Here is a 13,371-nt window from a genome sequence, read left to right on the forward strand (position 1 = left end):
CGCATCTCGCATCTCGCATCCCGCACCTAATTTTTATTCGCTTGAACACGCATTCTGGTATATAAACATTTACCTAACCTTTAAATGTAAAGCGACCGAAATAAATGACCGCACCGACCACTATGACGTTCTTCGAACGTTTTGAAACTGACATCCTATCTGGCAAGAAGACGATTACTATTCGTGATGAATCTGAGCGAGACTACCAGCCAGGCAGTGTTGTGGAAGTATCGACGCTAGAGCAAGACCGTGTGTTCTGTAATCTTAAGATCATCAGCGTTGAGCCAATTTTGTTTGATGACTTAGGTGAGTTCCATGCTCAGCAAGAGAACATGACGCTGCAAGTACTGAAAGACGTGATTCAAGATATCTACCCGGGTATCTCTCAACTGTATGTGGTTTCTTACGAGCTTGTGTAGCCCGCTTTAAATAGAATTTGTTGATCAATACTGCGTCTAACGCAGAGCAATGATAAAGGGAAGCCACAATGAGTGAATTACAGAGCGAAACAGTTCAGCAAATTTTTCTTCAACTTTATTGTCGTGAGCAAAATGAGCAGCCGTTAATCTCTAGAACTGATCTCGACATTGCTCTTTATGATAGCGAAGGCTTTCTAGCGTGGCGTGACACAAGGCGTAACTTTACGGTCAGTGATATCGAGAATCGAGTTTGGGTGAAGAGCTGCCCCGGCGGTTACATCACTGAAGTGCACTTCAATGCTGACGGTTCTTTGATTGAATATCGTTTGTTCGACCGATTTGAAACAACAGGGTAGTGGCAACTAAAAGACGGTTTGTTACACGTCGAGATTCTGAAGGGTGAGAACTGCTACCAGTTTGCTGTTGTGGCTCGTGCTGACCTTAATATTCACTCTGCGGTTGAGTATAAGAGCGGAGAGCTGCATTCGTACTTGAAGCTTGTTCAAGTTGAAAGCTAAACGCTGGTTCGTTTAATTAGCATATAAAAAAGCCAACAGTGATGTTGGCTTTGTTGTCTTCAATCTGACTGAATACTTCTATTAAGCTTCGAAGTTCGCCAATCGAGTATAAAGCTCGCTGTCTTGATCTTGCTTTGCACAAATCGTCAGTAGGTCTTCAATAAAGTACTTCAATGCACGTGCTTCAATTCGGCGAATACCTTGTTGATGTTCTTCAGTTAGGTAGCCGTAGATAGTCGCAGCGCCAAAGTCACCAAAGATCATCTGACCTTGTTCGTTCACTAAAGTGTTGTGAGCGTATAGATCACCATGAGAGACTTTATTGGCATGAAGGTGTTCAAACACATCAATCATCTGCTCTGTAATGCTATTGATTTGAGCAATTGAAAGTTCGAAACCTTCTGGGAAAGTATCACGCGTGCAAGTCTCGAGTGTTGGTGGTAGCCCTAGGTTGTAGTAGCTGTTTGGAATGAGTTCCATCACCAAAGCTAGGTAATCTTGTTCCTCTACTTGGGCGATAGATTTTACCAAGTTGTTATGGTGTCCAGCCTGCAAGCACGCTTCCAGTTCATCATGTGGGTAGCCGTCACTGGTGACTTCGCCTTTAAACACTTTAACCGCCACTTCCTGTGGAAAATCGAAGTCGCTGTTTAGCCAGCTTGCATGCGAGATCACGCCAGATGCGCCTTGGCCAAGTACTTGATTCAGTGAATAGCTTTGAGAGCTAACCGCAGGCACGCTATCTAAGCTGCTAGGGTGTTTGCAAAACGGGTTACCCGCAAACGCTAACCAAGCCAGTTTTGGTAGCTTGATAAGGAACTCTGGGAATTCAGTCAACTGGTTTGCAGACAGGCGAACTAGCTCAAGGTTGGATAGGTTTTCCATGCTTTCTGGTAACACGCGAATCTTGTTACCCGCCAATGCCAGTTTCTGTAGTCGCGGTCTTTCACCTAGTGAGCTAGGCAGGGCCTCAATCTCATTGTCGGTCAGGATCAACCAGCGCAGTTGAGTAGGCAGAGATTGCTCGCTAACGGTTTTGATTTGATTGGTTTTGAAGCCAACCATTTCAAGCTTAGGAAGTGACCCCAGAACATCAGGCAGGTGCGTAAACAGGTTATTCGACGCGAAGATAATACGCAGGTTAGTTAGCTTTGATAACTCGGCTGGTAGGTCTGACAGCTGATTACCTGAAAGGTCTAGGATCTCAAGAGAATCTGCAAGCTCTATGATTTCTAGAGGAAACTCGGTGAGACTTTCCGACAGTTTTAAGCGCTTAATACCTTTAAGTTGCCCTGATTTTAATTGTTCTAGAGTATGCAAACCTTAGCCTTATGAATAGATGTTCGAGGCGCGTAGTTTACTTGTCTCAATCAAGAAAGGCGAGTATCCGGAAGAATACTCGCTTAACTAAACTAAGTGAACGAATTTACGAAGGTTAAAGCTGGATATGGTTTTGGCTAACGCCGACCTCCTCAACAAAATCGCTATCATGACTGACCAAGATGAATGCGCCTTGGTATTCACGCAGAGCCGAAGCCAATATTTGCTTCGAGTCGATGTCTAGGTGATTGTCTGGTTCATCTAGCAGCAGTAATGGCGAATCCTGTTTATGGCTGACGATCAACATCGCCAGTTTCATTTTCTCTCCACCGCTTAGGTGAGCTATTTTGCGGTAGACGGAGTCTCGTCTGAATCCAATACCAGCTAACAAGGTTCGTGCGTCACTTTCTGTCATGCTGCCGCTATGTGTCACCAGGCTATCGAACATTGTGTCGTTGGTGTCTAATAGTCCAAAGTGTTGATCCAAGTATACTGTGGACCCTAAGCGTTTAATGGAACCTGTATAGTTCGAGTGTTGCCCATGAATGGCCTTTAACAGCATCGACTTTCCGCAGCTGTTTGCACCAGTGAGATAACACCGTTCACCTTGCGACATAGAAAAGTTGATACGAGCGTCAGAACCAAAACTCAGATGGCAATCTTCAACGGTTAATAGCGAGTTCTTTTTCTTGCTATTACTCTGCTGTAGATACAAGGCCTGTGGTTTTAGTTGTTCCTTTTGTTCTTTAAGAGATTGAAGCTTATGTTGGTTTTGGTCCTTTAAGTTCTTTTGACTACTGGCTGATGCTCCTTGCGTTCGTCCTGCTTTATCTTTCATCGCATCCAATAATATCTTGGGTTGGCTACCGGACTTTCTGAGTCGATTACCTTGAGACTCACGTTGCTGTGCTTTTTCCTTATTAGCTTGAGCTTGGCGCTCCAGTCGTTTCTTTTCGGATTGGTGATGTGCAATCTGTTTATCTAGTGCATCGGCCTGATTCGACATTTGTTTGAAGTAGTCATCGTAGTTTCCTTTATAGAAACGTAACCCCAAACTGTTGAGATGGTAGATACCTTCCATTTGTCTCAATAAGCTTCGATCATGGCTGACGACAAGTACCTTACCTTCAAACAACTGGCATTGTTCTAGTAGCCAATTGCGTCCGTCGTTATCCAAATGGTTCGAAGGCTCATCGAGGATCAGTATGTCGTTATTTGATACGAATAGCTGATGAAGCTGTAACAGGGCGAGTTGCCCACCACTCAAAGAGCAACAAAGTGTGTTCAAATCACGAGTGATCTTTAATGTACCTAGCAACTGCTGGGTACGCGCCTCTAAATCCCAATCATCGCCAACGATATTGAAGTGCTGCAGTTCACAGCTACCTTGTTCTATGGCGCTTAACGCTTCTAACTTTTCGGTGAGTCCTAAGAAGTCAGCGATGGTGATGTTGGTATCCAGTAGCGTTGATGGTAACTGAGAGTAAAAGCCGATTGAACCTTGGCGCGAAACACTGCCCGTTGTGGGCTGTTTTTGTCCAACGAGCAACGAAAGTAACAATGACTTTCCAGCCCCATTTCTTCCGACTAGGCCTGTGAGGCGAGTGCTCAAATTAAAGGTGATGTTTTTGAATAACCACTCACCAGTATCGAGTTGGAATGAGAGATTATTGGCTAATATAGTCGGCATAGAAATACCTCCCTTTACGTGTAAACGAGTAAAAGGGGTGAGGCGCTTTTCTGTGCAAGCTCCTGCTGGATGCTAACAACAGATCGCCAAAGGCGTTACTTAGATAGATGACCAATGAAAGAGAGAAAGCGGTATTGAGATGGTTCCTGTCTTTGAGGTACTGATCTTAAAGATGTTTGTTTGTCAAAAAACGGATCTTTAAGAGCTTGATTTGTCGCGAAAATAGATGATGAAGTAACGCCCACTAACCCCGAGTGTCCAAATGATTTTTATAAAAATAAATCGGATGTCAGGATGTTAGTACTTCATTATGGCGTTATTCTCTTTTGAAATGATGGTGGGATGGTACTGAAAGAAAGTACTCTGAGTCAATATGTTGAGGTGATTAAATTGTGTTCAAATAATTAAAGCGTCTTTGTGGCGCTTTAGTGATCATTATTGGAAATCAGTTGAGTCTAGAACTTATATCTTTGGGTTTAGAGCTTAGAGCTTAGAGCTTAGAGCTTAGAGCTTAGAGCCTTGGGCTTAAAGCTAAAGCTACTTGGTTTGCCCACCAACGGCGCGCCAACACATATCAAAGCTATCGTTGATGTACTTCGATGTTTGCTCTGGTGGAGATTCGTTTTGCTCAATCAGCCAGTTTGCACAAATCAGAAAGTGGCTATGGATAAAGTGCCTTACAAAGTTAATGTCTAATGCCATCAATTCACCGTCCTCTTGTCCTTTCAAAATGATCTCATCGAGTGACGCGAACATCTGTGAGACGATCACTTCTCGAGTTTGAGTTGTTGGGTCGAAATGAACATTGGTGAAGAACTTCATCGCAACCGGATTTTCTAGTGCCCATTCAATCCCAGTGATCCACATGAACTTAAAGGTTTGGTAGCGATCTTCTACAGCCACATCAGTGTGCGGTTGAAGGGTCGAGAATAGCTCTAGCTTCAGCTCGCGAAACAGTTCATCAATCAATAGAGATTTATTCTCGAAGTGGTGGAACAACGTCGCTTTTGCCACGCCGGCTGTTTTCGCTATTTGTCCGGTAGATGTGCCCTCTAGCCCTTGTTGAGAGAAGAGCAGGAGTGCAGCATCTAGGATTTTTTGTCTTTTGGTGATCATCTATTGAGTACTTTGAACATCAGTTTCTTGATTGGGTTGTTGTAAGGAGGATGCATTAACTTGGTGAAGTTGATTTTTCCTCTACTTAGAACGGTTTTGGCATGGCTAAGGGTCTTGAAGCCCTCAATGCCGTGATAGTGTCCCATGCCTGAAGGGCCGATGCCACCGAATGGTGCGTCTTCTGCAGCCACATGCACCAAAGAATCATTAATACACACGCCGCCAGAGTGCGTGTCTGATAAAAGCTTGTCTTGGGTTTCTTTATTATGGCTCATTAGGTACAGAGCCAGTGGGCGTTCTCTCTCTGTGATGTAATTGATTGCTTCTTCGATGGAATCATAAGGCACGATAGGCAAAACAGGACCAAACAGCTCTTCTTGCATCGCGAGCATCTCATCGTTCACTTCGGTGAGAAGGTGCGGCGTCATTCTGTGGTTTACATCGTCTTGTGCTTGTTCGGTTACCGTGTGAATAACCGCGCCTTTGGCTTGTGCGTCTTCAATGACACCTTTCAAGCGATTGTATTGGCGCATGTTGATCACTGAGGTTAAGTCTTTGCTCTCAATACCGGCTTTATAAAGCTTCTTGAAATAACGCTTATAGGCTGTGATGAACTCGTCTGATTTTTCTCGCGGCAATAAGATGTAATCAGGCGCTACACATATCTGGCCAGCGTTTAGACTCTTGGCAAACAAGATACGTTCAACAGCGTCAGCCACATCAAAGTCAGGGGCAATGATGGTTGGAGATTTGCCGCCTAATTCCAAGGTAACTGGTGTTAAGTTGTTAGCCGCTGCTCTCATAACGTGTTTACCCACAGCGGTTGAGCCTGTGAAAAGGATATGGTCAAACGGCAGTTGGCTAAATTTAGCGCAAACGTCAGCTTCGCCTTCGATAATCGCAACCTGATCTTCACTAAAGCCTTCGGCCAACATCGCTTTTAAAACTCGGTTGGTCGCTGGAGTAAACTCCGACATCTTGAGCATCGCCGTGTTGCCCGCTGCTAACGCTGTGATCAGAGGGCCTAAAGAGAGCATGACTGGGAAGTTCCAAGGCACGATGATACCAACCACACCTACTGGCTGATAATGCACAGTAATCTTGGCTGGTGTTAGCATCAAGCCGGCTTTTCGACGTGAAGGCTTCAACCACTTCTTCAGGTTTTTATCACTGTAATTGATCTGGTGTAGGGAAGGGGTGATGTCAGCAATTAAGCTGTCGTGCTCTGCTCGATGGCCATAATCTTCTGATACCGCTTCAATTAACTGCTCTTGGTAGCGCATTAATAGTTTTTTCAAGACTGAGAGATCATTTCGTCTCTGATCAAGTGTTGGATTAACGTTGTTACGGTAGTGATCTTGTTGTCGGTTGAATATTTGATCCATGTCGTTGGTGCTCGACGTGTTTGGTTCAAGGTCTAGATTATGGCTCATAGCATCCCCTAAATTCGAAGGCTGACCGATTGGTTGGTCAGTTAAAATTACAAGAAGATTGAACCGAATACAAGATATGCGCGAGAAAAGTTCAAAAATTGAGCGGTTACAACATTGAAGTGAGCGAGTTCTAGTAGGAAGAATGAAGTGTTTATCGGCATCGAATCGCGGGACACAAGCTGTGTTGGTGATAGCGAGAGTTCAGATTGTGAAGTGCTTATACTTGTCACAACTCTGACTTAACCTCACTCAATTTACTAAAAATCTTTTGGTTTCTGCACATTTTTTCTCCCTAATTTAATGTGAGAAATTGCTTTATATTTAATGCGCTTCAGCCTGTTTTTTACCCTAAAACCTTGTAATTCCTTACCTGTCATTTTAAGTCGATCTGTCGATAAAAAAACGTAATCGTCACCACAAATATCAATGGTTGGACTCGCTCTTAATAATATCGGTTAATGCAGCCAACAAATCGTTTTTGAACGCTTTTTGTTGGGTTATACCTCGCTATTCCAAAGAGGTATCTTCTGTCGATGGCCCTATAGTGTGAGGTCTCTAAAATTGGAAAATTCGGTTAATTTGGAACGCATCCGTGCTGAGTATAATGTAAAGCACTGGAGCCAAGGTTTTTATGGAATTGATGATAACGGTGAGGTGTATGTTTCACCGAGCGAGACGGATCATCAAGTCCCACTAAGTAAGATCGTAAAACAGTTAGAGCAAAGAAATATTGGTTTACCTGCTCTTGTGCGTTTTCCTCAAATAGTGCATCAACGTGTGCACAATATCTGTAACGCATTTAACCAAGCGATCGACGAATATCAGTACGACAATCGTTACCTACTTGTTTATCCGATTAAAGTTAACCAACAAAAAGAAGTGGTTGATGAGATCTTAGCGAGCCAAGCTCAATTAGAGCAAAAGCAGCTAGGACTAGAGGCGGGCAGCAAACCTGAACTATTAGCGGTACTGGCGTTGGCTCAAAAAGCGAGCTCTGTGATCGTGTGTAACGGTTACAAAGACAGAGAATACATCCGCCTTGCACTGATTGGCGAAAAGCTAGGCCACAAAGTCTTTATCGTTCTAGAGAAGTTGTCTGAGCTTGATCTTGTTCTTTCTGAAGCGAAAGCACTTGGCGTAAAACCTCGTTTGGGTTTACGTATTCGTCTTGCTTCTCAAGGTGCAGGTAAATGGCAAGCAAGTGGTGGTGAGAAGTCGAAATTCGGTTTGTCTGCATCACAAGTGCTTACTGTTATCGAACGCTTGAAAGCCGAAGACCAGCTGGATGTACTTGAACTCGTGCACTTCCACCTAGGTTCACAAATGGCAAACATTCGTGACGTGCGAAATGGCGTGAGTGAAGCGGCTCGTTTCTACTGTGAACTGCGTGATATTGGCGCTCAACTGAAGTTCTTAGATGTTGGTGGTGGCTTGGCAGTCGATTACGACGGCACGCGTAGCCAATCTTCAAACTCAATGAATTACGGCTTGCTTGAGTACGCTCGTAACATCGTGATGACAGTAGGGGATATTTGTAAACTCTACAATCAGCCACAACCTGTGATTATTTCGGAGTCTGGTCGCTCACTGACTGCGCACCATGCTGTGTTGATCACCAACGTGATTGGTACTGAAAGCTACTCACCGGAAGATATGGCTGCGCCAGAAGCAGACGCACCACTGTTGCTAAACAACATGTGGAAGAACTTCTTGGAGTTAGATGCAGGTAATGATGACCGCGCGCTGATTGAGATCTACAACGACACGCAAAGTGATATCGCAGAAGCACACAACCAATTTGCGACAGGCATGCTGAACCTTCAGCACCGTGCTTGGGCAGAACAGATGTCTTTGCGTATTAACTACGAGCTTAGCACTCGCATGAGCACAAAGAACCGTTACCACCGTCCAATTTTGGATGAGTTGAGCGAGCGTTTAGCGGACAAGTTCTTCGTGAACTTTTCACTATTCCAGTCATTGCCAGATGCTTGGGGTATTGATCAGGTGTTCCCTGTATTGCCACTGAGCGGTTTAGATAATGCGGATGAGCGTCGTGCTGTGGTGTTGGACATCACTTGTGACTCTGACGGTACGATTGACCAGTATGTTGATGGTCAAGGCATTGAAACAACATTGCCAGTGCCAGCGTGGAACCCAGATGAACCATACCTAATGGGCTTCTTCCTAGTAGGCGCGTACCAAGAGATCTTGGGCGATATGCATAACCTATTTGGTGATACGCACAGTGTTGTGGTGAATGTTGATGAAAGCGGAGAAGCGAACATTGACTACATCAACGAAGGCGACACAGTAGAAGACATGATGCGTTACGTTCATATCGATATGGACCTAATTCGTCAGAAGTACAAAGAATTGGTCACTGCGAAAGTACCAGCGCAAGAGCAGCAAAGCGTACTTGAAGAGTTAGAGCAAGGCTTGATGGGTTACACCTATCTTGAGGATTTTTAATGAACGATCTATTTACCAAACCAGATTACTCGCTGTACTCCAATGCGATGACGTTTATGCGTCGTCCATTGGTGCAAAATCCAATCGACAACGATGCTGATGTGGTTGTGTTGGGTGCGCCGCTAGATATGGCGACGTCCGGTCGTCCGGGTGCTCGTATGGGCCCTGATGCGATTCGTCGTGCTTCTGTGAACTTGGCGTGGGAAGGCAAAAAATTCCCGTGGGACTTCAATGTATTTGAACATACCTCGGTAATTGATGCTGGCGACCTTGTGTTTGACTGTGGTGATGCAGAAGACCTAACTCAGCGTTTAGAAGCGGCGGCTGATGCGATTTTAAATAGCGGTAAAACATTGCTTGGATTAGGTGGCGACCACTTCATTACACTGCCTCTACTACGAGCGTATGGTAAGAAGTACGGTGAGATGGCGTTGATCCACTTCGATGCTCATACTGACACGTACAACCAAGGCAGCCGCTACGATCACGGCACAATGTTCTACCATGCACCAAACGAAGGCCTTATCTCGCCAGAACACTCGGTGCAGATCGGCATTCGTACCGAGTATAAGCAAGAAGGTCACGGCTTCAACGTCATTAACGCGATGCAAGCGAACGACATGAGTGTGGACGATATCATTGCTCAAGTGAAAGGTATTGTTGGTGATAAGCCAGTTTACCTAACGTTTGATATCGATTGTCTGGATCCTGCTTTTGCTCCGGGTACCGGCACACCAGTATGTGGTGGTTTGAACTCAGATAAAGTGCTCAAAATCATCCGTGGCTTACAGGGTATCAACATGGTTGGTATGGACGTTGTAGAAGTGTCTCCTGCCTATGACCAAAGCGAAATTACGGCATTGGCTGGTGCGACGATTGCTCTCGAGCTGCTTTACGTCTGGACTGCAAATCGCCTTGCTAAATAGTTGTGTGTCATTGCTAACAGCATAACGCTATATACTGATTTTAAAGCCCACTAAGGTTCAACTTAGTGGGCTTTTTTTGGATACCTCGAAATATCCATTTGCAACTTCTACTCATTGTCCCTGCATACCCATTCAATACTCTAATTGTTGTATATGTAATTGACGCCATATACGGTGTTTGAACAGTTTCTCATCAGCTTTATGCTGCACCTTGTCTCAAATATGGGATTTAGTTCTTCTTTGGGGTTTAGGTATATATCGACCCTATCAATCGCCCATAAATCCTAATGATTTATCAACTTTATTACTGTATATATTTATAAAAATTTGAGGTGTAATTAAGATGTGCGTTTTATTGCATATTAATCAACACCCTATAAACTTTTGCTTAGTCCATGAACAAACTAAAGTGAATGCCTAGATTTGTGAAAAGAAGTCACTTCGCACAGACATGACATTTCGGATAATGAAGACTAGGCTTAAGGTTAAGTAAACTATAAAAAAAACAGGCGAAACAGAACTGACTCATCACATACATCAGTCTATGTAATTGATTGTTAATGCAGAGAATAAGTTCTGAATATAATTTAAGCCTGAAACCGTTATTACTATCATTTTCACGATGTTGGGCAATACAGCATTTTGTGACCTCGGGGGATATATGGGTATTGAAGTTTCGCGCCAAGCTGCAGTTGTAGAGGTAGTGAGTGGAGAAGTCATTGCAGTTAAGTCTGACGGAAGCGCACGGAAAATTTCAGCTGGAGATATTATTCGTGAAAACGAGATTGTTATCACTGCCAACCAAGCAGAGCTTGTATTAGGTACCCCAAACGGTGTCACTGAGGTGGCAAGCAATTGCGTTGGCTGTGTTGATCAAGATTTAGCGTGGGCTGATGCTCCGATCGCTGGAGAAGTTAATTTTGATTTACAGCAAGCCGATGCGGGAGATTTTGATGATGAATTTGCTGCTATCCAAGAAGCCATTTTAGGTGGTGCCGATCCGACTCAAATCTTAGAGGCAACAGCGGCTGGTGGCGGACTAGGCTCTGCAAATGCCGGCTTTGTGACGATTGACTATAACTACACTGAAACTCATCCATCGACTTTCTTTGAGACCGCTGGTCTAGCAGAACAAACTGTTGATGAAGACAGAGAAGAATTCAGATCTATCACTCGTTCATCAGGTGGTCAATCAATCAGTGAAACACTGACTGAAGGCTCCATATCTGGCAATACTTATCCCCAATCTATAACAACCACAGAAACGATTATTGCTGGTAGTTTAGCTCTCGCTCCTGACTCTTTCGTACCAGAAACGCTATCCCTCGCTTCACTGCTTAGTGAATTAAACAGCGACATTACTTCAAGTGGCCAGCCCGTCACCTTCACGTATGACGCGGCGACTCATTCTATCATTGGTGTTCAAGGTACCGACGAAGTATTACGTATCGACATTGATGCCGTCAGTGTTGGCAATAACATTGAGCTTTCTCTAACCACAACGATTTCTCAACCGATTGATCATGTACCGTCTGTTGGCGGTGGTCAGGTTTCTTATACAGGCGATCAAATTAACATCACTTTTGATATTCAAGGTGAAGACTCCGCCGGAAACCCATTAGCAACACCAATCAATGCGCAAGTCGCCGTGGTTGATGGGATAGATCCGTCAGCTGAAAGTGTCAATATCACTAACGTTGAAACTAGCAGCGCGGCAATCGAAGGAACGTTCTCCAATATTGGTAGTGATAATCTTCAATCAGTCGTATTTGATGCAAGTGCACTCGACCAGTTTGATGGGTTGCTCAGTGACAATCAAAACACGCTTGCGAGACTGTCTGACGATGGAACAACGATTACTCTGTCCATCCAAGGTCGAGGTGAGGTTGTTCTCACTATCTCTCTAGATACCGATGGCACCTATAAATTCGAGCAGTCTAATCCGATAGAACAAGTGGGTACCGATTCACTGACGTTCGCTTTGCCAATCACGATTACCGATTTTGACCAAGATGTTGTAACCAATACGATCAACATTGCCATTACTGATGGCGATAGCCCTGTTATCACTAATGTTGACAGTATTGATGTTGATGAAGCGGGTATTGTTGGCGGCTCACAAGAGGGCACGGCGCCAGTGTCTGGCACTGGCAGTATCACCGCGGACATTTTTGAAAGTGACATCATTGACCATTATGAACTTGAACCTGCAGAATTTAATACTGGTGGCAGCTTGGTTTCAAATGGCGAGGCTGTGCTACTTGAGTTGATTGATGAAACCAACGGTGTAAGAACTTACGAAGGTTATGTTGAGGTCAATGGTTCGAGAATTACGGTCTTTGACGTTAAAATTGATAGCCCTTCATTGGGGAGCTACGAATTTAATCTGTATGAAGACCTTTCACATCAAGGCGCTGAAGATACGCTGCTAACTTTTGCATTGCCAATTTATGCTGTTGATGCCGATGGCGACCGTTCTGCACTGTCTGGAGGCTCTAGTACACCAGAAGCCGCTGAGATCCTCGTTAATGTTAAAGACGATGTACCAGTGATGACAGCACCTACAGGGGAAACAGTTGTCGATGAGGATGACCTCACTGGTATTGGTTCCGATCAATCTGAAGACACCATTATTAATGGATTATTCACGGTTTATGAAGGCGCCGATGGTGTTGCGAAGTATGAACTGGTTGATGAAGATTTGGTTCTGACTGGCTTAACCTCCGATGGAGAAAGTCTAGAGTGGCAAGCTGTTTCACAAAACGGCACAACATTTACTTATGTTGCTCAAACTGCAACGAGTAATGAAGCGGTGTTCGAGATTATTTTCGATACCTCGGATAACAGCTATCAATTCGAACTGTTTAAACCAATTAAACACCCTGATGGCTCGGGTGAAAACACGATTGACCTTAACTTCTCTGTTGTGGCTGAAGATTCCGACCAAGATAAATCGAATGCGGTCGATCTGCAGATCACGGTGACGGATGATGTGCCAACCATCACTGACACGACGGTTGCGAGTACGTTTGTCGTTGATGAAGATGATTTAGGCTCTGTTGTCGTTCAAGCGACAGGCTCGTTTGTTACCACAGAAGGTGCAGACCAAGCTGAGGTTTACGAACTACGCAATATCTCATCGCTGGAAGCGACGCTATCGTCGGCCAATGAAGGTATTGAGATCACTGAGATCACAGGTGCTGCTAACACGACGACCTACCAAGGTGCAACTGACGCGAGCGGAACGCCAATCTTCACATTAGTGCTGACTGATGATGGTGCTTACACGTTTACCTTGCTTGGTCCTCTCAATCACGCTACGACACCGAGCAACCTCGATACATTAACAATACCGTTTGATGTTGTTGCTGTTGATCGTGATGGCGATGATTCTAACCAATATGTATTGCCAATCGAGGTGCTCGATGCTGCGCCAGTAATGACGGCGCCGACTGGTGAAATGGTTGTCGATGAAGACGA

At 44.5% G+C, this 13,371-nt stretch carries 8 protein-coding genes and 1 pseudogene; 5 read left to right on the forward strand and 4 right to left on the reverse strand.

Annotation, left to right across the window (positions count from 1 at the left end; genetic code table 11):
• Positions 1–104 precede the first annotated feature (104 nt).
• Positions 105–419, forward strand: a complete 315-nt coding sequence (yqfB, locus tag AB4351_RS20730; protein WP_017063603.1) for a N(4)-acetylcytidine aminohydrolase — start codon at positions 105–107, stop codon at positions 417–419.
• A gap of 68 nt (positions 420–487) precedes the next feature.
• Positions 488–937 (forward strand): annotated as a pseudogene (locus AB4351_RS20735) (hypothetical protein).
• A gap of 81 nt (positions 938–1,018) precedes the next feature.
• Here AB4351_RS20735 and AB4351_RS20740 read toward each other — a convergent pair.
• The 4 genes from AB4351_RS20740 to AB4351_RS20755 form a co-directional block, all read right to left on the reverse strand.
• Positions 1,019–2,257 (reverse strand): leucine-rich repeat-containing protein kinase family protein, encoded by a 1,239-nt coding sequence (locus AB4351_RS20740; RefSeq protein ID WP_372073748.1) that lies wholly within the window; start codon positions 2,255–2,257, stop codon positions 1,019–1,021.
• Between the two features lie 115 nt (positions 2,258–2,372).
• Positions 2,373–3,947, reverse strand: coding sequence for an ATP-binding cassette domain-containing protein (locus AB4351_RS20745; protein ID WP_372127019.1), 1,575 nt, complete (start codon positions 3,945–3,947; stop codon positions 2,373–2,375).
• 537 nt (positions 3,948–4,484) lie between these two features.
• Positions 4,485–5,063, reverse strand: a complete 579-nt coding sequence (locus tag AB4351_RS20750) for a TetR/AcrR family transcriptional regulator (RefSeq protein ID WP_372127021.1) — start codon at positions 5,061–5,063, stop codon at positions 4,485–4,487.
• The gene (locus tag AB4351_RS20755) at positions 5,060–6,496 is read right to left on the reverse strand and encodes a coniferyl aldehyde dehydrogenase (protein WP_372127023.1); all 1,437 of its coding nucleotides are present in this window, start codon (positions 6,494–6,496) and stop codon (positions 5,060–5,062) included. Before AB4351_RS20755 ends, AB4351_RS20750 begins: the two co-directional genes overlap by 4 nt.
• 561 nt (positions 6,497–7,057) lie before the next feature.
• Between AB4351_RS20755 and speA the strand changes: the two genes are divergently transcribed.
• From speA to AB4351_RS20770, 3 genes are all read left to right on the forward strand, one after another.
• Positions 7,058–8,965: an arginine decarboxylase gene (gene speA / locus AB4351_RS20760; protein WP_065585203.1), complete on the forward strand. Its 1,908-nt coding sequence runs from the start codon at positions 7,058–7,060 to the stop codon at positions 8,963–8,965.
• A complete protein-coding gene (gene speB, locus AB4351_RS20765; protein ID WP_372127024.1) occupies positions 8,965–9,891 on the forward strand; it encodes an agmatinase in 927 nt (308 codons plus the stop codon). The genes speA and speB overlap by 1 nt, the downstream gene beginning before the upstream one ends.
• A gap of 661 nt (positions 9,892–10,552) precedes the next feature.
• Positions 10,553–13,371: retention module-containing protein (locus AB4351_RS20770; RefSeq protein ID WP_372127026.1), on the forward strand; the 2,819-nt coding region annotated here is incomplete at its 3' end.

Origin of the sequence: Vibrio sp. 10N.261.51.F11 (assembly GCF_041471665.1) — a bacterium.
Classification (GTDB): domain Bacteria; phylum Pseudomonadota; class Gammaproteobacteria; order Enterobacterales; family Vibrionaceae; genus Vibrio; species Vibrio crassostreae_C.